We start from the raw sequence: 21,657 nt of genomic DNA, 5'->3' as shown, positions 1-21,657 counted from the left end.
ATGTAAGATTATAATAATCTACTTTTAGGGTATTTTTGTATTTTAATAAAGCTGTATGTTATATAGGGTTTCAAGTTGTCTTTTAAAATTATCTATACTTTAGGATGGATACCTATAAATAACTTCAAATATTTATTTATAATTTGTAAATTGTAATTATGATAAGTAAAAATATGTATTTGATATGATAACATATATTATATAATAATCATGAATTTACAGGGGGCTTGTTATGGACAAGAAAAATAGAAGTGTAAAAGTAAATGTTTTATTTTTATTAAAAAATGCTTGGAGATGGGAGAAAAAAATATTTTTTTATTTTAGTATATTTACAGTAGTTACAGCGTTAGTTCCTTTTATAAGTATATTTCTTCCAAAGTTCTTAATTGATGAATTAACTGGACTTAAAAGACCTAATGTACTTATTAATATATTAATAGTTTTTTTCATAATATCTTCAATATCAAACTTTTTAACAACATATTTAGATAATATAGCTTTTCCTAAAATGCTTTTAATAAGACTTAAATTTATGAATCTTATGCAGGAAAAATGTATGACTATGAATTTTGAATACACAGAAGATTCGAAAATATTGAATGATATAGAAACTTGTTCAAAGGCTATTGGAGACAATACAAATGGTATTGAAGGGGTTTATCATAAATTATTTGAACTTTTTGGAGCTGTTATAGCTTTTTTAGGATATATAACTATAGTATTAACTTTAAGTCCATGGATATTGTTATATCTATTAGCAAATGTAAGTTTTGTTTATTATCTGACGATGAAAATTAAGAAATACAGATACTCAAAGAAAGATGACTTATCTAATTATTCAAGAAAACGTAATTATATTTATGATATTATGTATAATTTTTCTTACGGAAAAGATATTAGAATTTTTAATTTAAGTTTATGGTTACAAGATAAATTTAATTTATTTAATAATAGTAAAGTAAATATTGAAAGTACTATTAAGAATAAAGAATTTAAAGTATCTATAGTGTCTATAGTATTACTTCTTATAAGAGAAGGATTGGTATATTTTTATTTAATTTATAATGTTTTAAAGGGTACTATGAGTATTGGAAATTTTACTATGTATTTTACAACTATTTCAGGATTTGCATCTTGGATGCAAACTATTTTAGATAATATAGCTCATATTAATGCTCAAAATTTATATATAAATGATTTTAGAGATTTTTTAGAATTTGAAAATAAAAAAGAAAATAATAATGAATTTAATAATATTCCCAAAGATACCACTTATGAAATTGAATTTAAAAATGTTAGTTTTAAATATCCTAATAGTGATAGATATATTTATAAAAATCTTTCATTAAAAATAAAAAAAGGTCAGCGTTTAGCTATAGTTGGTATAAATGGTGCAGGAAAGACCACTTTTGTAAAACTAATAACAAGACTTTATGAACCAACAGAAGGTGAAATTTTTATTAATGGAATAAATATATCTACTTTGAATAAGTCAGAATATTATAAATTATTCTCTGTAGTATTTCAAGAAATAAAGATATTTGCTTTTAGTATAGCTGAAAATATAGCTCTTATAGAAAATGAATCTATTGATAGAAACAAAGTCATTCAGTGTATTAAAAAGGCAGGATTAACTAATAAGGTGAATTCTTTGGAAAATGATATAGATACTTCTTTGCTTAAAATATTAGATTCTCAAGGTATAGAATTATCTGGTGGTGAAAATCAAAGAATAGCATTAGCTAGAGCTCTTTATAAAAATGGAAAGGTAATTATCTTAGATGAACCAACTTCAGCATTAGATCCTATAGCTGAATATAATATTTATAAAAAGTTTGATGAAATGATTGAAGATAAAACAGCAATATATATTTCACATAGATTATCTAGCACTAGGTTTTGTGATGTAATAGCTTTTTTTGAAGATGGAGAAATTAAAGAATATGGAACTCATGATGAATTAATGAAAAAAGAAGGAAAATACTACTCTATGTTTAATGTACAAGCTTCCTATTATGCAAAAGAAAATCTAGAGAGGGAGTGTGTATAAATGAAAACTAAATTAAAAGAAGAAATTAAAGTAGATTTTAAAACAATAAAGCATTTTTTGAAAATTACTAATAATATTTCTAAAATGTATATTCCTTTGCTTATTTTATCCTCTATATTTAAAGCAATAACTCCCTTAATAAATATTATTATGCCTAAGTTTATTATAGATGAATTATTAGGTAGTAAAAGGGGGGAAGTGTTTATTACTTTAGTTTTAACAATAATAATAAGTAATGCATTGTTAAATATTATTAATAGTATATTAGATACAAAGTTAAGTATTTTAAAGATTCAAATTGTAAATGGGTTTGAGCTATTAATTGGTAAAAAGATAATGGATATGGATTTTCAAAATATCGAGGATCCTGAAATTTTAGATTTAAAAGAGAGAGCAATTTTCCCAGTTAATAATCAAGGAGTTATAGAAGATTTAATAGCTGTAATAGTAAATATATTTACTGAATCTATAGCAATAATAAGTATACTTGCTGTTATTTTAACACTAGATGTTTATATAATATTAGTTATATTAGCTATAGTAATATTGAATTCTTATATATACAAGAAAATTCAAAAAATGCAATTTAATATTTTTCAGGATTTAATTCCACTTAATAGGGCATTTGGATATTACTTAAGCACAACTAATGATTTTTCTATTGCAAAAGATATTAGACTTTATAATATATCACCTTTGATATTAGGCAAAATAAAAGAATATAACAAAACTACAATAAAAAAATTTGGAAATTTATCTAATGCAATAGGAAAATATAACGGTATTAGTAATATAAATTTACAAATTCAGATGTTAGCAGTATATAGCTATATGACTTACAAAGTATTAATGAATAAAATAGGTATAGGTTCTTTTGCTATGTATGTTTCTGCTGCTAGTAATTTTAGTAGTAATATTTCTAAATTTATAACTAATTTTATAAGAATAAGACAACTATGCATATATTTAAACCCATATATGGAGTTTGAACAAATTAAATCTAATCAATTAAGTGGTGAGAATAAAATTGATAACATAGCTCAATATGAAATTGAATTTAAAAATGTAAGTTTTAAATATCCAAGAAGTAGTAACTATGCTTTAGAAGATGTATCTATAAAGATATCAGCTGGCGAAAAACTTTCTGTTGTTGGATTAAATGGAGCAGGAAAAACAACTTTTATAAAATTATTAACAAGACTTTATAGACCATCAAAAGGAGTAATTTTACTAAATGGAGTAAATATCGAAAATTATGATTATGATGAATATATGAAAATTTTAGGAGTAGTTTTTCAAGACTTTAAGTTATTTGCATTTTCTATTAAAGAAAACATTATACTTAATGATGCTAAAAAGTTTAATAAAGATAAGTTATATGAAGCTTTAAATAAATCTGGACTAGAAAAAGATGTACTAAAATTAGATAAAGGTATAAACACTCATATATACAAAACTTTTGAAGAGGATGGTATAGAATTCTCAGGAGGACAAGCTCAAAAGCTAGCTATATCAAGAACAGTATATAAAGATGCACCTATAGTTGTCTTAGATGAGCCAACAGCAGCATTAGATCCTATTGCAGAATTTGAAATATATAATAGTTTTAATGAACTTATAGGGAATAAAACAGCAATATATATTTCACATAGACTATCTAGCTGTAAATTTTGTGATAAAATTGCAGTTTTCCATAAAGGCAGAATTGTTCAATATGGAACACATGAAGAGCTTATAAAAGAAAAAGAAAGTCAATACAACAAAATGTATATGGCACAAGCACAATATTATGCTTAATAAAGGAAAGGACTTATTAAATATAGTTTTTAGTTAGAATAATAAAAGGGTATTTCATAGTAAATATTAATCTTCAATGGTATAATTTTACTAAATACTAAAGATTGTAGGTGATATGATGATTGAACTATGTTTTAATAAAGTAAAAAAGTATTTAGATGCTACATTGGTGCTAGAGGATATTACTTTTAATATTTATGATGGTGAAAAAGTTGGAATTGTTGGAGCAAATGGATGTGGAAAAAGTACAGTATTAAAGTTAATAGCAGGGATTTTTTCAATGACAAGAGACGATAAAGGTCTAATAACTATACCTAAGAATTATACTATTTCTTATCTTGACCAAATTCCAAGTTATGATGAAGATGTTAAGGTTATAGATATTTTAAGCTTAGCTTTTAGTGAGTTAAAAGAAATTGAAATAACTATGAAATCTTTAGAAATTAAGATGAAAACATTAGAAGGAGAAATTTTAAACAGAACTTTAAAAGAATATAGTTATTTGCAAGATAAATACACTGCAAAAGGTGGGTTTGAGCAAAAAGAAAAATTAAGTAAGGTTTGTAAAGGATTAAATTTTGATGATGATTTCTTAAAAAAAGATTTTAATATTTTAAGTGGTGGTGAAAAAACTACTGTAATCTTAGGGAAAATTCTTTTAGATTCTCCAGATATTCTTTTATTAGATGAACCAACAAACCATTTAGATATGGAATCAGTAGAATGGCTAGAGGGATATTTAAAAAGTTATGATGGTATTGTTATTATAGTTTCCCATGATAGATACTTTTTAGATAATGTAGTTAATAAAATTATAGAAATTGAGTATGGTGTTTGCGAGACATATAAAGGTAATTACTCTGATTTTGTTAAACAAAAAGAAGAAAATATGCTTATACAGTTTAATCAATTTAAAGAACAACAAAAGAAAATAGATGCTATGGAGAAAGCTATAAAAGATTTAAGAGATTGGGCATTAAGAGCGGACAATAATAAGTTTTTCAGACGTGCAGCAAGTATGCAAAAAAGTTTAGATAAAATGGAAAGAATAGATAAACCTAAATTAGAAAGAAAAAATATGACACTTAATTTTAAAGATAGTGAACGCTCAGGTAATGAAGTCATAAAATCAAAAAATCTATGTAAAAGTTATGATGATAAAACACTTTTTTATAATGGAAATATGTTAGTTAGATTTAAAGAACGAACGGCATTAATAGGTTCTAATGGAAGTGGTAAAACTACTTTTTTAAAAATTTTACTTGGTAAAGAAAACTTAGATTCTGGAGAAGTAACGATTTCAGAAAGTGCTAAAATAGCATATCTTCCACAAAGCATAAGTTTTAATGATGAAACCATGACAGTTATAGAATGTTTTAGAGAAGATATTTCTATTCTTGAGGGAAAAGCTAGAGAGTATTTATCAAAGTTTATGTTTTTTGGTAATGATGTATTTAAAAAGGTTAAGCATTTATCTGGTGGTGAAAGAATTAGATTAAAATTAAGTAGGCTTTTGTATGATGATATAAACTTATTAATACTTGATGAACCTACAAATCATCTAGATATTGACTCAATAGAAAACTTAGAAGAATCTTTAAGGGATTTTAAAGGTACTATATTCTTTATATCCCATGATAGATACTTTATAAATAGAATTGCTAATAGAATAATCGCAATAGAAAACAACTCTTTTAAAAGCTATGATGGAAATTATGATGTTTATAAAGAAGAAAAATCTAAATTTAATATTCAAATTGAAGAAAATAAGAAAAGTAAACCTGAAAGGAAAAATTGGAAAAATATAAATACGAAAAAAGTATTAGAAAAGAAAATATCTAAACTAGAGACTATTATATTAGAAAATGAAGAAAAAATTGAGCATTTAAACAATGAAATGGGAAAAAATAGCTCAGATTATTCTAAAATAATGGAGTTAAATACTTTAAAAGAAACCATTGAAAAATCATTACAGGAATTTATAGAACAATGGGAATTACATTGCGAGGAATTAAATGAATATTTAAATAAAAATAATTCTTAAAGTTAAAAAGATTAACATAAGAAAATATGGTCATATTCAAAGTTATGTATAAATCTAAGAAGTAACTTTTGGAAAAGTTTTATTGAAATTTAAAGTATTTTTGAGCATGTTTCATTATTTAGGATATCAAGATTTAAAAATATATAATTTTAAATGTCAATTTAGACCTTATACTAAATGGAAGGAGCTAATTTAATGAATAATTATTCTTCTAAAAATAAAAGTGAAATTTTAATTTTTTTAATTATAAATTTTGGGATTACAGCTTTGATGGGAGTTATTCTTTTTATTGCATATAAAAATGTTTCATCAGAATTTGTTGAAAATTTTGCAATTGTTCAAATGCTTTATCCTGCATTTGCCACAATTATTACCATGAGATTTTTTAGAAAAGAAGAAATCAAAAGACCTGTAAAGATATTTTTTAATATTTTCATTGTAACTACTATAATATCAATTATTGTTCTATTTATAGGTACATTTGTCTTTAAAAACAATTTAAACATTTTATCAATTATTATACAAATAATTGTGCCTATATCTAGCTTTGTATCGGTTATTATTATACTACGTAATGATAACAATTCCTTTGAAAGTATAAATTTAAAATTTAATAATAATTTATGTAAAATTGCTATAATTTTATTAATATTTATAGGATTATATCTTCTTCGTATTGGCATATCTATATTGTTTGAAGATGATCAATCATTTGATGTGTTAAAAATACTTTCTACTTTACTTATGATGCCGTTAAGTTTATGTATAAATGCTTTTTTATCATTTACTATTTTTTTTGGAGAAGAATTTGGATGGAGAGGGTATCTTCAGCCAAGACTACAAAATATTTTTGGGAAAAGACTAGGAGTATTAATATTAGGATTTATTTGGGGTATATGGCACTTACCACTTTGTTTTACTTTGTATAGCCCTGAGACACCAATATACTGTGTTATAAACCATATTTTATTTTGTGTATTTTTAGGCATTTTTTTAGGATTTGCATATATGAAAACTAATAATTTATGGACACCAATTTTGATACACTTTGCAAATAATACTATAGGAATGGCTCTAACCGGTGGAAAAGCAGGTGTTATAACACTAAAAGCCTTAATTTTTGCAGCAGTTCTTAATATTATTACCTATGGATTGTTTATCTTTTCAAATGAATATAAAAAAGATAAGGATAAAACTATTATATAATATATATTTTAAATTAAGTAAAAATACTCTATAAAAACTTGCTAAGGAAATTAGTACTTAGTAAGTTTTTTATTTACACATTATAATTTTAAAGTGCATGAAGTATAGGATGGATTTCTTATTGTTTACAAATGCAAGAATTAAGATTTTAAAATAATGACCGACATTAAATATAGGTGTATTTTGGAATTTTAGAAGGAGTTGAAAAAGTTGACTTTTAAAATAGAATTTAATAATAAGGTGTATACAGACCAATACATAAAAGATGCTAATATAGATGAAATAATAATACTTTTAAAAGAACTTAATTTAAGTTATAGCCAATATAAAGACTTTCTTTTTAATAGAGAGCTCTTAGAAAACAAAGTTTTAGAATTACTTAATGAAAAAGGTAGATTAATTAAAGATGAAAATATATTTTCAAAGGAATCTTCTCAAAGAGAACTAGCTATTACCTTAGTAGAGCACTCTATAGATGATATAAGCTTTACTGAAGAAAAAAGTGAAACATATAATATTACATCTAATAAAAATATAATTGAAGAGGAGTATTTTAACATGACAGAAAGTTTAATTGAAAATAACTTTAATTTACAAGAGGATATATTTATATACATAAATAGTGGAAGTATAATCCTAAAAAAAGAGGGTAGCAAAAGTTTATTGACATTGCCCTTATCAATAGTAGTTTCTGATATAGAATCTCCTGATAATTTTCAACTTGAAATATTAGATTTAAAGCTGAAGAATGGAATTGAAAAAAGTTCAACCTATATAATAAATGATATAGAAAACCTATTATGTAACAAAAATTCTACAATTATATTAGATGATAATGAAAATCATATTACTATAAGTAAGGACAACTTTATATATAAACTTTTAGATGCTTTAAAGGCGTTCTTTCAATTAAAACACATAATATATAAAAACTTAATTATTGTGTTTAATGAGTACAATATGATAAAAATTTTAATGAAAGAGGAAGATAATAATTTATTAACATCAAATTTAAATGTAATAAATATTTTAGCATTAAATCTTTATAAAGATAATCTTGAAATAAATAAATATAAGGATAACCTTTTATTTTTAGATATGAATAAAACTTTAATTTTAAAAAGCCACTGTGAGATTGAAGAAGGGGAGTTTTGTTATTCTGCAAAAGGAGAAGGTCATGTAGTTTCAAAAAATTTAAATATATCTGTAGAAGCTTTAAGTAATTTAATAATGAAATATGGTTATTATAAATCTTTGAATTTAAATATAAAAAGTGACTATATTAATTTTATTACAACAGAAGATATGTTTAGAGAATTAGATAAATTAGAAAATTTTAATGTTAATATAGACTTTTTTGATAGTAAAAACATAAACTTAAATTTAAAAGAAACAATAAAAAATTATCATTCAAATTTAAATACAATAATAATGTTTCTTCAAGATTCAGGCAAAAATGATTTAAATCTTAAATATGATTTAAAAGATAATATTATAGAAGTAACTCTTTCATATTATGAAATTAATAAACTATTAAGTCTTGTTTTATATAATTCATTAAAAGATGATCTAAAAAATATAGAAGGCAAGATATCATTAGTTGCTCCTATAAAAATAGTTAAACCTTTAAGAGAAATACTCAAAGAATTCATACCTGGAAAATTAGTTACTGGTATTTCAATAGATAAAATGATGAATTATATTGAAAATGGATATAAAAATGTGTGTAAAGGTATAATAGATCATACATTTAATCTTTATGATAAAGAGGCAGATATATCTTTAGTTACTTTAGATTTTAAAGGAGATATAATAGAAGTTTTAAACAATGATAAAAAGGTAAATAGTTTATTTAAAAGTATTAAAACTAGTAATTTAGATTTTACATTAAGAGTTGGTGGAATAGTAGAGAATTTAACTATTTATTTAGATGATTTTATTCCTTTAGATAAAACTGTGAAAGAGGAATTAAGTAAAAAAATAAACATGAATATAGATAACAATTGTATAAATAGTAATAAAATTTATGTTTATTTAGATGAAAGCAAATTAACACTTACAGTATTTAGTATACAAAATAAAGATAATGCAGAATTTATATCTGATATAATAATAAAAGAATTTTAAATTAAAAGTGTCGTACATAATTTAAATTTTATGTATGACACTTTTAATTTAATTATTATACAACGTATTTACAAGTAAGCTATTAGGATTGTTTTTTAATACATCTGATACTAATGACTCCATATCTTCAACTGTCAATAGGTTATAAGTAGAAAATATAAGCATCCATTCTTTATATTTTAAATTATCATCTAAGGCCAAAGCTTTTTTGCAATGATTAAATGCTAATTCCTCATAGCATAGTGGTGTTAATATAATTAATAGATAATACGAAGCTAAATAATGTCCATAAGCTAACTCCTTTATAGAGTTTGAATTTTCTAGTTTTGCTAATTTATTTAATAACCAAAAATAAAAATTACTTTTGTTATAATAATTTTCTTCCTTAAAAACTATTAAATTATCTTCTGTCATATCAAATAAACTTAAATTACTTAAATTTAAGTTTAATACTTCATTAAGTTCTTCCATAAAAATTGCTCCTTATTAATTTGTTATTTTATAAATAGGTAATTGTTTATTATAGCATACTAAAATATTATACACATAAATATGATGAATTACCACCTAAAATTTGTAATTTAAAAGCTATTCAAGTACATATATTTCATTTTAAAGTAATAATTGTTTACATTTACTTAATATAACATTAATATGGAAACTGAAATATAAAAGGGTGGTGTAATAATGTTAATAAATAATAATGAGAGTTTATTCTTAAAAGCTAAAAAAAGTAAGAAGCTTGGTAATATAATTTGGACTCCTATACTAGCTGAAATTATGATTGAGTTTGGTGGATTTTTTGGCTGGATAGCTGCAATTATATTATTTAAATTCTTTACTACATTAGGATTAAATACAAATGACAATAAATTATTAATTCTCTTTTTAGATTTATCAGGATTTTTATTTATTAGTCTAGTAGTATTTTTTAGAGTAAAATTTATAGAAAAAAGAGACATATCAGATTTAGGGCTTAATAAGGAGAATAGTATTAGAAACTATTTAAAAGGTTTTTTACTAGGAAGTGTAATGATGTGTACAATTGCTTTTATATTATATATATTAGGTTATGCTACACTTGAAACGAATTCTATACAAAATGTAGGGATAAGTGCTATTACTAGCATACTTATAATTTTACCTGGATGGATTATTCAAAGTGCTAGCGAAGAAATAGTTGCAAGAGGGTGGCTAATGAATATTTTAGGTGCTAAATATAATGGTTTAGTAGGGCTCATTGTATCATCTATATATTTTGGATTAATTCATTTATTTAATCCTAATATCAATGTTTTAGCTATTATAAATATTATTTTATCAGGATTTACATTTGGATTATATGTAATATATACAGGAAATCTTTGGGGGGCTTGTGGATTACATGCTGCATGGAACTTTATACAAGGCAATATATTTGGATTTGAAGTTAGTGGTTTAGATACATCAGTTGGTACACTTATAGATTTAAAATTAAAAGATAATTCAATAGTGTCAGGTGGTGTGTTTGGACCAGAAGCAGGTTTAGTAGCCACATTTATAGAGATAATAGTCATTATAGGATTTATATATTTAATAAGAAAAAATAAAATGAAAAAGGTTTAGGATAAGTTCATAAAGTATAAATAAGAACAGATTGAAATGAAAAAGATTCAGTCTGTTTTTATTAATTTTAAAATTATAATAATAAAGAAAGATTACTTAATAATTTGAGTATGATATAATATAGGAAAATAAAGTTAAATTTAATGGGTAGAAGATTAATATAATTATATAAACTTAGGGGTGTAAAATGATAGTTAATAGTATAAAGAGCTTAGGCCATTTAAAATTAGATTATAAAGTTAATAATAATGGATTTAGAATAAAAGGTATTGGAAAGAATTTTAAGTTTAAAATAAATAAAAAAGTTACTAAAAACAAAAAAGTTATTACTAAAACTTTTATTATAAAAAAATAATTTAAATTTATAAAATTATAGTAGGTAAAAAAGATAGGTTATAGATATAATTATTATATAAAGCTATAAAAACCTCTCTTTTCAGTGATACATTTATGTCGTGAAATGTAAGTTTCACGACATTTTTATGTTTTTATGATATACTGTATATATTATGTAAATTATTTATTATTTTACCTTAGGAGGAATTTTTTATGGCTAAATTAAATTGTAAAAAACCCTATTACATAGATGATTTTTTAAATTATATGACTACTGTTAAAGGTGTCTCAAAAAGTACTCTAAAGGCCTATACATCAGATATAAATCTTTTTCTTAGATTCTTGAAATTGCATAAAAATTTAGTACCTCTAGATACTTACTTTGATAACATCCCTATCAATGATATTTCTATTGAACTTTTAAAAACCCTTACATTAAATGATTTTTATGCTTATGTCTCCTATTTAGAAAACTCTAGAGGAAATGGTCCTAGTGCTAAGGCAAGAAAAGTTGCTAGTTTAAAATCTCTTTTTAACTATCTTGTAAATAAAGTTAAGTTAATTCCCTACAATATTACACTAGAACTGGAGTCCCCTAAATTAGGAAAACGTAGCCCTATTTATCTAACATTAGATGAAAGTAAAGATCTTTTAACTGCCGCTAAAACTAGAGATAAAAATTCACAAAGAGATTATTGTATCATTACCCTATTTTTAAATTGTGGACTTAGATTATCTGAACTTTGTAGTATAAACATATCTAATATTAAAGGTGACATATTAAAAGTTTTAGGAAAAGGTAACAAAGAAAGAACTATATATTTAAATAAAGCTGCACTAAAATCTATAAATAATTATATGCCTATTAGAAATGAAATTAATTTTAGAGTTAAAAATGAAGATAAAGACGCCCTATTTATAAGTGGAAAATATGGTAGAATTAACAAAAGAACTGTAGAGAGAATAGTAAAAAAATATGTTGGGCTTGCAGGTCTTGATAAGGATAAATACACACCACATAAGCTAAGGCATACTAGTGCTACTTTAATGCACAAATACGGAAAAGTTGATGTTAGAACATTACAACAGATTTTGGGTCATGAAAATGTAGCCACAACTCAAATATATACTCATGTAGACAATGACACTTTAAGAGAAGCTATAAATCAAAACCCATTGATGGATGAATAGATACTAATAGAATAAAAAATATATTATAGAAAATAATAAACATATAAATGCAATCTGTAACTAGTTAAAGATGGTATTTATTTAACAAATGAAGATAAAGAGGAGAAATAATGCTCTTTATTTTACTAAACAAATGAAATAAGTAAGGAGGAGAATAATGACTACAAATAAAAAGCTTTCTCACAATGCCTATGGAGGAATTAAAGGTGAAGATTATATGCCTTTTGTACCTACTGATGTAGCAATGCCAGAAGCAACTACAATTTCTATAATAATTGGTATTATATTTGCTTGTATTTTTGCAGCAGCTAATGTATATCTTGGATTACAAGTTGGAATGACAATAGCTGCAGGTATACCAGCATCTATTTTAGGCGCTGGTATTTTAAAGAAAATATTTAGAAGAAATAATATTTTAGAAGCCAATATGATACAATCCGTTGCGGCTATGGGTGAATCTATAGCTGGTGGTATAATATATACCCTTCCCGCTATAATAATTTGGGGAATGACTTTAAATCTTTATACAATCTTTGTTTGTACTGCCCTTGGTGGTCTACTAGGTCTAATTTTTGTTATTCCATTTAGAAAATATTTAATAGTTGAGCAGCATGGTGAATTAATTTTTCCAGAAGGTATGGCTGCTGCCGAAGTTCTTGTTACAGGAATGGAAGGTGGAAGTGGTCTTAAAACTGTAACTACAGGTATTGGTGTTGGTGCCCTATTCAAATTTTTTTCATCTGCATTTAAAATTTGGCAAGAATCACCAGAATGGGTAATAACTCCTCTTCAAGGAACATTAATTGGAGTTAATGCAATGGCCTCTCTTGTAGGTGTTGGCTTTATTGTAGGACTGGAAGTAGCTCTTTATATGTTTGGTGGTGCACTAATTGCATGGCTTGGGCTTATACCATTAATAAAATATGTAGGAGCAGATCTTATGACTCCCTTGTTTCCTTCAGCATCTTTAATATCAGAAATGGGTGCATGGGACATTTGGAGTCAATACATAAGATATATAGGTGCTGGAGCTGTTGCGGCTGGTGGATTTATTAGTCTTGGTAAGTCATTACCAACAATAATAAAATCTTTTAAAACAGCACTACAAGGACTTGGTGGAAATAGTGAAACTACTATAGTAAAAAGAACTGATGTAGATACACCATTAACCTGGGTTTTAGGTGCAGCAATTTTAGTATTTATCCTTGGTTGGTTCCTACCAGGTTTAAAACTAGGTGCTTTAGGTTCATTTTTAGCAGTATTATTTGCATTCTTTTTTGCTGTAGTTTCAGCAAGGATGGCAGGAATTATTGGGGTATCTAATAATCCAGTATCAGGAATGACTATTGCTACCCTACTGTTTATTACAGGAATCTTAAAATTATTTAGATATGAAGAGCAAGCTGGTATGAATACTGCAATACTTTCAGGAGCTGTAGTATGTATAGCTATAGCTGTTGCTGGTGGAGTTGCTCAAAGTTTAAAAACTACTTACATAATTGGTGGTACTCCAAAAAAAGTTGAATGGGGCATGTATTTAGGTTTATTTTTAGCTTCTTTTGCAGCTGGTGGTGTTTTACTAATGCTACATAACAGTTATGGAATTGGATCTAAAGCTGTTCCAGCACCACAAGCTACATTGATGTCTATGGTTATCAAAGGTGTTATGACTGGACAATTACCATGGACACTAGTTGTTGTAGGCGCTATTCTAGGAATATTTTGTGCATTGGCAGGACTTCCAATACTTCCAGTAGCACTTGGACTATACTTACCAATACATTTAACTACGGCAATTTTAACTGGTGGAATAGTAAGAACTTTTGTAACTAAGAAATTTAAAACTAATGAAGAACAAGGTAAACTTCAAACAGAAAGAGGTATACTGTTATCTTCAGGATTGGTTGCTGGAGATGCATTAACAGGAATACTTGTAGCAATTATTTCAACAATTACAATTGGAGGTACTCCTCTATCAGAAAAAATATCTATTGGAACAAATTTTATGCCGTCAATTGCTAACAGCCCTTGGACTGCATTAGTAGCCTTTATATTATTAGCATATTGGGTATATGCATTTTCAATTAGAATAGAAGAAAAAGCTTAATATTGTTATGGGTGGAGTTTTGTACTCTACCCTATTTTTATATATTTTTTAATTTTCATTTACTTTTAAAGTGAATTTGTATTAAATTTAGATATATGTGTAATAATTTTAAATATAAGGAGTGAGTATAGTGATAAAAAAAGAAAGAAATTATGAAGAGCAAGATAATTTTCTTAGATATATACCAGTTATCAAACATGAGGATTATAAAATAAAAGATGATATTGTATATTTAATATTCTATCATAATAAATTAGCAGAAAGATTTTTAAGAAAGATTAACAAAAAAAGGCCTGCTATTAGTGATATTAAATTTGACAAAATAGGTAGCAATGTTTGGATGAATATAGATGGTAGAAAAAATGTTTATGATTTAGGTCAATGTTTACTTGAAATGCCTATTTTAAAAAAGGAATATGAAAATACAACAGAAAAAGATTATATTAATGGATGTCACCCTATCTATCAAAGACTTATAATGTTTTTGCGATATGTAAGTAAAAAAGGTTGGATTTCTTTTATTATATCAGATGATATAATAAAAGATAAACATTAATAAAAACCTCTACCTTTCTAATTTAATAAGGGTCGAGGTTTTTTTATATAACATATAATTTTAAAAGCTATATTTTAATTTTATTATTTATCAGTACTACCAAAGCCACCTATTCTTTCACTGCCAATAAAATCATCGTCATCTGCTAAAAGATATTTTCTAAAGATTCCTTGACCTATAGCGTCGCCTTTTTCTATAATCCAAGGTTTATTACCTTCATTTCTTAACTTAATAAAGTAGTGACCTTCATTACTATCACAATTATAATAATCACTATCACCAAGTCCTATAGTGTTTGCAAGTCTTATGTAATATTTAAATCCCATTCCACTTCTAGGATATATGTCTAAACTTTCATCGTTAAGCATATAAGATTTGAATCCAGTTGGAATTATGATATCCTCTTTAGGATTCAATATAAAACTTATAGGAGAATATATATCATAGCCTGCTGCTCTAGCTGTAGCTCTTTTAGGTAATTTTAACTCATCATAAGATACATTTAAATCTTGAAAATCTTTTTCAAATTGATTTATAGAAATTTTTTCAAAGCCTCTAGTTCTTTTTTTATTCATTTAAAAGTCTCCTTTTCTTTAGATATAACATAATTATACATAAATAAAATACCATTAACAACTTTAAAGAGATATGAAAGAAATTTTATGATATATTTCATATATATAGTTGAAATTATAAAATTTACCGAGGATATATATTTAAAATCCATAAAAAATGAAATTAAAACATGTTTTTAAATTCAAAATATACTTTAATTTAAAGATTAAATATACAATTTATACAAGTAGGCACTAAGATTTTATTAAAACTTATTAAGATTCCAAAATATAGAATGAAAAAGTTTAAAATAATATATGTTTTTATTTATAAAAAGAAATTTTTAAAGTGAAAAAATTCAAAACGGAGCTGATTATTAAAAAAATTCCCGAGTCTATACAAGAATTTCACTTTTGAAATGAAATTTGTAAATATTATAAATTCAATTATTGTATAAAACAAATATAATTCAGTTATATAGAATATGTATATAAAAAGTTTCTTTTTATAGTTAAAATTATCATTTTTGCATATTTTATTAGTATTTTGATAAGAATTATAAATATTAACCTGAACAAATAAATCTATATTACTGTATAAAATAAATTTACTCAATTACTTTATATATTTATTACAGAATATTAACAGAAAAGTAAGAAAAACATGGTTAAAAATGGTAAAATATATGTTAAAATTAATCTACATAACAGTTCAAAATAATATTTTATATCAATATTATTATCAATGTGTATATTAATATAAAGAATAATTATTTTAAACTACATATTTTTATTAACTTTATAGGAGTTGTTGTAAAATGCTATTTAGTGAAATATTTCAAAAATACCTTTCTATGTATATACTTGCAATAACAGCACTCTTGGTTGGCAAGCTTGTTGGTTTTAAATTAATATTTTTTACACTAGCTTTATTATTGTTATTTTTATGTATTGTACTAAGAAGAGATTTGAATTTTCATGAAAAATTTATAGAATTAGTAAATGTTAAAGAATTTAACAGATATATGTTAAGTGGTCAGAAGAAGCAAAAGAATATTAGAGTATCAAATGTTTTAATAATATTTCTTTGGTCGATCACTTTTTTAATAAATGCAGTTACCATACCATGGAAGGCAGGTTTTAAAACTGTGTTATGCAATTTTATTTTTGTAGTTTTAGTTGTTATGATTTTTTTAAGTTTTATAGGGATATTTGTTTATAAAGATGAAGTTTGAAACATAAAAGTCTATGTGAGATAGAATTAATTAATATTTTATCTTCACATAGACTTTTTTATATTTACTTATAAAGACTTATAAAGTTTCAAGTTACTTTTAAAAGTCTTTATTGCCAAAGTTTAGGTATATAAAATTAAGTTTTATTAGTTTATAAATTGCTTTAACTACTAAATTTATGTTAAAAATAAAAATGCTTGTAGAACTTCAAAATAATCTTTAGATTTAAAAGTTATAGTGTTGCTGTCTTTTAACTCAACTTTTGGAAAAAAGCTAGCTTTATAGGCATCATTATGATTTTTATAACTTATTTCCACATTAAAACTGTTAGGTAAGGGTTCTATAAATTTATCAAAAACAGCTTCTTTTATTAAATTTTCTGTTGTTTTTAAAATTGTATCTTCTATTTCCATAGGGTGGATATTTACAGCAGAACCTCCTACTCCAGTTTTAGTTACAATAGTCTTAATATTTTCATTAACCTTTTTAACTTCTTCACACAATGCTCTATCTCCAGTTACTAAAACAACAGGAACACCTATATATAATGAAGTATAATAATTAATTTTAAATTCACTAGCTATTTCATCATTTATTTTTATATATAAAATTTTATTAGGGTCCATTGTATGAGCTAAAGGACTTCCATTTGTTCCACCAGCACTATGATAACCTATAAATATACTGCAATTAAAACTTTTATCGAGTCCTTCCATCATTAGATAAGGATGATAAGCCCACCCTCTAATTAAATTGGCTTCTCTAGGTAAGTCTCTATGAATTATATTTCTTCCACTTTCATGTGCATCCTTTATAAAAATATCAGCTGCATTATTCTTCAATGCACCTAAACAAACGGCGTTAACTTCTCTTGTAAGTTGAATCTTAAATTCTTCATAATCTTCATGTCCTTTTGTAGTTTCATTCCAATGACAAATATCACTTACCCCTTCAATATCTGCACTTATAAAAATTTTCATTTAAACACCTCTTTTATTTGTATATACTATAGAGTTTATCATATAATTGTTTATTTATAGCTAATTAATATTCACATACTATTTTAATATTATGGATTAATTGACTTAAAAAGTAAATAAATATAAAATGTATAATATATACATTTTATATTTATTCTATACAGAATATTAAATGGAGGTATGAAATGAAGAAGAGTGAAAAATTAATAGCTATTTGTATAATTTTTTTAATTTTAGGACTTAGTTTATATAAAAATAGTTCCTTTTATATTAATTCTGATATGTATTTATCTAGTAAAGATGAATCTGATAAAAGTATTTATCATATGACAAATGTAATAGATTCACAGGATGGAAAGAGTTTTGATTTTGATAAATTTACAGGTAAGTGGTCTTTAATGGAGGCATTTTGTGATAAAGATACAAAAATAGTTATAAAAGATAAAACTAAGATTAATAAGGGATTATTTTACATTGTAGTATTAGATTCCAACTATAACATAGTAGCTAAAAAAAATGAAGTAAAAGAAAATGAAGATGAAGATATAGAAATTAATATACCTAAAAGTGATAAATATTTTATTAGAATTATTGGTGAAAATGCAGGCGGACACCTTAATATAAAGGTAAAAGGAAATGATAATATAAATCACATAGATTTTTTTTCAGCTTAATTTATTTATTTTAAAATTATTTTTGTAAAGTGCATAAAAATTGTACTAAAGTCAATAATTGAAATAAGAATTGGTGATAAAATGGTCTCCACTCACCTTAATGAATATTTGTAAAATGTTTTTGTTGTGTAAATTTTCTCTCTATATTTACTTATTAAAACATAAATGGAATGTGTATTTAAATAATTATCACCAATTCTTAAACCTATTATTTATAACATATTATTTTTCGTTATTCTTTTGAGTTCCCATTATAAGCTTACGTATAACTTCCCCGTCTTCCTCACGTTTTTCCATAAGATGCATTATTTTATTATTTAGTTCTGTTTCTTTACTACTTAATCTTTCTTTATATCCTTCTTCTAAAGTTAACATTTTTCTTTCATATTCAAGTTTAATTTTTTCAAGTTCCATTTCACTTAAATATATATTTTTATTAGTTAACTCCTCTACCTCTTTTTTATAATTATTTTGTAAAATAGTAAGTTTTTCTTCGATATTTTCAACTTTAAGCTCTTTTTCTTTTAAGTGATTTTTTAAAGTTAAAATTTCTTTTTCTAAATCATTTATCAATTTATTTTTCTTTTCATCGACCTCTTTTATGCTTTTAAACTCATATAGTGATTTTTCCATATCTTTATTTTTTTCTTCTAACATAACATTAAAGTTTTTTAATTGATTTAAATCACCTTCTAAAGAACTTATTTTCTTATCTCTTTTATCAATTTCTTTATTAAGCTCTTTTAATTTATTATTTTCTTCTTTTAATGTAGCTATCTCCTTTTTAAGATTATTTATCTCTTCTTCTTTCAATACATTAGCTTCTTTATTTAAATTAGTTACTTCTTGAAATTTTATTTTATTTCGCTCTGTAGAATTTATAAAAATGTCTACAATTCTTCCTGTAATGTTTTGCAATTCTTTAATATCATCATTAATACTAAAGTTATCATCCTTAATTGAATTTAACTCATAGAATTTTACCATAGTTTCCATGAATTCTTTGTTGTTTATTCCTTGTTTTTGTGCTAAATCATTAAATTTTTCCTTTAATTCATCACTTATTCTTACACTAAAAGTCGTATCCATAAAAATTCTCCTTAAATCTATAAAATTTGTTTACTTCTATATATGCTTATTAAGTGTAAACATTAAGTTTTCAACGTAAACTTAATGTTTACACTATAAATTATATCATAAATTGGTAAACAAATAAATGATTAACTGTTGATAATTATAGAAAATATTTTTAACTCAATATAACTTTTATTATATTGAGTTAAGCTTAAATATAAAATATAAGTTAAAATAATAAATCTTAAAAAGAGGAAGTAATTAACTATATAATAATAAATGTGATGAAAAACAGAAAAAATAACCTAAAAAGAGGTAGCAAACACATTGAAATAAAAAAACAAAAGTGAGTAAAAAACTTTCACCCACTTGTACAATTCACCTATGAATTTAATTTTAAAAGAATTTAATTTGTATAAATTGAAGTTGAATAATAATTATCAATGAATAATAATATTTTTTAAGCTCTATTTTTTATAAATTATATAATTTCAAAATCAAGATAAACTATAAAGTTAGTACATATGAGTAATAGTCATCATTTTCTTGTAGAAGAGTAAATCCAAGAGAAGTAAAAAGCTTTTGAGATCTTATATTATATTTATAAACTAAAGGTATATGAAGTTCTGTTAACCCTAAGATTTTAGCACGATTTATCAATGTAGATACAACTTGTTTTCCAATACCTTTTCCAAAATAATCGCTATCCCCTATAACTATAGGTAAATTTTCTTGTGATAAAGTTACATCGCCTATAGCTTTCCAAGAATTATTTTCTAAAATTTCTATAAAGTATAATTCACCAATTGACGATAAATAATCATACATTTTAGTTATTTTTTCTATTTCATAGGGTGCTATATCCCTACCTTCAGAATAATATAATATCTCTGGATTGCTGTACCAGGGCAGTGCCAACTTATATCTGTCTTTCGTGACTTTCGTTAGTTTTAATCTATCGTTTATATATATAGTTTTCGGTTGGTTAATTTTTTTAAAACTCATAAAAACACCCCTTTACAAAACATATATTAAAATAAATTAGAAATCAAAATCTCCTATATATAAGATATAAAAATCCAAAATTAAGCTTAAATACACATTTAAATTTAAAATTAAAGAACTAAATATTGGTTAATAAATATTTTTACTTAATCTTAGTAAAGATGTAAATTATAAACCTAATAAAATATAATTCAATTTTAAAGTGTAGAAAATTCCGAAAACTTAATATATTAATATAAGAGGGAAAGTATGCCCTCTTATATTAATATATTATTTAATTGTAAAATAGATGCCACTGTCAATATTACAAATATGAATAAAAAACTTGAATATAACATTTTAGATTTTAAAGAATGCTTTTTACGTTGTGTATTAAAATATGAATTTATATCTTCAGCAAGAGCGTCTAATCTGTTGGTATTACTAGCGTTGGTGTTTAGCGAGATATTGCTACATATATTTAATGAATTTACTTCTATTTTTAATATTTCATCATAAAAATATAAAATATACGAATTATTAACAGTTTTGAATTTTATGTTATTTTTTCTTAAATAGTATAAAATCAAATCATCAACAGAATAGCCACGTTCACCATAAATGCTATAACTATATTTTCCGTAATCAAAAGAAATATAATACAAAATTCCCATAAGTGCTAATACAAATAAACTTTTAAAACTAATTAAACTATGATACTCTATAGCATAAGCTAAATAACATAAATTAAAATATGTCATAACATAAAATGATTCTATATATGACTTTATAATAAATTTTCTTTTTAAAAAAATTAATAAAAACGTAGAAAAACTAACAAGTATACCTAATACTAAACTAACATTAAGCATATTGGCCTCCTTTGTACATAAAATGTAAATTATTTTAAAACCATATGAATTTTAACATATATATGTTAAATAAACTAGGGGATTTTAATAATTTATTAAAGAAGCTAAATTTAGAATTTTGCCTATTTTTGAAATGAATTTTTAAAAAGATAAGAGAATTCTATAAAGTCATATATGTTAGTATGTTTTTTATTAGTAAAACTTATAAATAATATATTAATCATTGTTAATGTAAATAGTATATTATTTTAATTCTACAAACACT

Annotated in this window: 18 protein-coding genes; 12 read left to right on the top strand and 6 right to left on the bottom strand. The window is 24.1% G+C overall.

Going from position 1 to position 21,657, the window contains the following annotated elements; translation table 11 throughout:
• The first annotated feature begins 232 nt into the window (after positions 1–232).
• The 5 genes from AZI32_RS02170 (at position 233) to AZI32_RS02150 (ending at position 9,224) form a co-directional block, all read left to right on the top strand.
• Entirely contained in the window at positions 233–2,050 is a 1,818-nt protein-coding gene (locus AZI32_RS02170) for an ABC transporter ATP-binding protein (RefSeq protein WP_061994274.1), read from the top strand.
• The gene (locus tag AZI32_RS02165; RefSeq protein WP_061994273.1) at positions 2,051–3,847 is read left to right on the top strand and encodes an ABC transporter ATP-binding protein; all 1,797 of its coding nucleotides are present in this window, start codon (positions 2,051–2,053) and stop codon (positions 3,845–3,847) included.
• 118 nt (positions 3,848–3,965) lie between these two features.
• Positions 3,966–5,891 carry a ribosomal protection-like ABC-F family protein gene (gene abc-f / locus AZI32_RS02160; protein ID WP_061994272.1) on the top strand — a complete coding sequence of 642 codons (1,926 nt, stop codon included), beginning with the start codon at positions 3,966–3,968 and terminating at the stop codon, positions 5,889–5,891.
• Between the two features lie 195 nt (positions 5,892–6,086).
• Positions 6,087–7,097, top strand: coding sequence for a type II CAAX endopeptidase family protein (locus AZI32_RS02155; protein WP_061994271.1), 1,011 nt, complete (start codon positions 6,087–6,089; stop codon positions 7,095–7,097).
• Between the two features lie 210 nt (positions 7,098–7,307).
• Complete coding sequence (locus AZI32_RS02150; protein WP_061994270.1) at positions 7,308–9,224, top strand: hypothetical protein; 1,917 nt, start codon at positions 7,308–7,310, stop codon at positions 9,222–9,224.
• Between the two features lie 48 nt (positions 9,225–9,272).
• Here the strand turns inward: AZI32_RS02150 and AZI32_RS02145 are convergent, their stop codons facing one another.
• Positions 9,273–9,695 carry a hypothetical protein gene (locus AZI32_RS02145; RefSeq protein ID WP_061994269.1) on the bottom strand — a complete coding sequence of 141 codons (423 nt, stop codon included), beginning with the start codon at positions 9,693–9,695 and terminating at the stop codon, positions 9,273–9,275.
• A gap of 216 nt (positions 9,696–9,911) precedes the next feature.
• On the opposite strand from AZI32_RS02145, the gene AZI32_RS02140 reads away from it, so the two are divergent.
• The 5 genes from AZI32_RS02140 (at position 9,912) to AZI32_RS02125 (ending at position 15,019) form a co-directional block, all read left to right on the top strand.
• Positions 9,912–10,829, top strand: coding sequence for a type II CAAX endopeptidase family protein (locus tag AZI32_RS02140; RefSeq protein WP_061994268.1), 918 nt, complete (start codon positions 9,912–9,914; stop codon positions 10,827–10,829).
• A 187-nt stretch (positions 10,830–11,016) separates the two neighbouring features.
• A complete protein-coding gene (locus AZI32_RS18250) occupies positions 11,017–11,184 on the top strand; it encodes a hypothetical protein (protein ID WP_155844777.1) in 168 nt (55 codons plus the stop codon).
• A 194-nt stretch (positions 11,185–11,378) separates the two neighbouring features.
• The gene (locus AZI32_RS02135) at positions 11,379–12,356 is read left to right on the top strand and encodes a tyrosine recombinase XerC (protein WP_010297152.1); all 978 of its coding nucleotides are present in this window, start codon (positions 11,379–11,381) and stop codon (positions 12,354–12,356) included.
• Between the two features lie 157 nt (positions 12,357–12,513).
• On the top strand, positions 12,514–14,463 hold the full coding sequence (locus tag AZI32_RS02130; RefSeq protein ID WP_061994267.1) for an oligopeptide transporter, OPT family: 1,950 nt from the start codon (positions 12,514–12,516) through the stop codon (positions 14,461–14,463).
• A 130-nt stretch (positions 14,464–14,593) separates the two neighbouring features.
• Positions 14,594–15,019: a hypothetical protein gene (locus AZI32_RS02125; RefSeq protein ID WP_061994266.1), complete on the top strand. Its 426-nt coding sequence runs from the start codon at positions 14,594–14,596 to the stop codon at positions 15,017–15,019.
• Between the two features lie 83 nt (positions 15,020–15,102).
• Here AZI32_RS02125 and AZI32_RS02120 read toward each other — a convergent pair whose 3' ends face one another.
• Positions 15,103–15,594, bottom strand: coding sequence for a deoxyuridine 5'triphosphate nucleotidohydrolase dUTPase (locus AZI32_RS02120; protein WP_010297161.1), 492 nt, complete (start codon positions 15,592–15,594; stop codon positions 15,103–15,105).
• A gap of 797 nt (positions 15,595–16,391) precedes the next feature.
• Between AZI32_RS02120 and AZI32_RS02115 the strand changes: the two genes are divergently transcribed.
• Positions 16,392–16,808, top strand: a complete 417-nt coding sequence (locus AZI32_RS02115; protein WP_010297164.1) for a hypothetical protein — start codon at positions 16,392–16,394, stop codon at positions 16,806–16,808.
• A gap of 176 nt (positions 16,809–16,984) precedes the next feature.
• Here the strand turns inward: AZI32_RS02115 and AZI32_RS02110 are convergent, their stop codons facing one another.
• Positions 16,985–17,788 (bottom strand): M55 family metallopeptidase, encoded by an 804-nt coding sequence (locus AZI32_RS02110; protein WP_061994265.1) that lies wholly within the window; start codon positions 17,786–17,788, stop codon positions 16,985–16,987.
• 185 nt (positions 17,789–17,973) lie between these two features.
• Here AZI32_RS02110 and AZI32_RS02105 point away from each other — a divergent pair, with 185 nt between their 5' ends.
• A complete protein-coding gene (locus AZI32_RS02105; protein ID WP_061994264.1) occupies positions 17,974–18,462 on the top strand; it encodes a hypothetical protein in 489 nt (162 codons plus the stop codon).
• Between the two features lie 222 nt (positions 18,463–18,684).
• On the opposite strand, the gene AZI32_RS02100 is transcribed toward AZI32_RS02105, so the two are convergent.
• The 3 genes from AZI32_RS02100 to AZI32_RS02090 all read right to left on the bottom strand — a co-directional run bounded on the left by AZI32_RS02100 (position 18,685) and on the right by AZI32_RS02090 (position 21,392).
• Positions 18,685–19,551, bottom strand: a complete 867-nt coding sequence (locus AZI32_RS02100; RefSeq protein WP_061994263.1) for a hypothetical protein — start codon at positions 19,549–19,551, stop codon at positions 18,685–18,687.
• A gap of 492 nt (positions 19,552–20,043) precedes the next feature.
• Entirely contained in the window at positions 20,044–20,541 is a 498-nt protein-coding gene (locus AZI32_RS02095) for a GNAT family protein (protein ID WP_061994262.1), read from the bottom strand.
• A gap of 257 nt (positions 20,542–20,798) precedes the next feature.
• Entirely contained in the window at positions 20,799–21,392 is a 594-nt protein-coding gene (locus AZI32_RS02090; protein ID WP_061994261.1) for a hypothetical protein, read from the bottom strand.
• Between the last annotated feature and the right edge of the window lie 265 nt (positions 21,393–21,657).

The organism is Clostridium sp. ATCC 25772 (assembly GCF_001573875.1).
GTDB lineage: Bacteria > Bacillota > Clostridia > Clostridiales > Clostridiaceae > Clostridium_J > Clostridium_J senegalense.
Note: the sequence above shows the minus strand (reverse complement) of the source record. Positions and strands in the feature narration are given on the sequence as shown.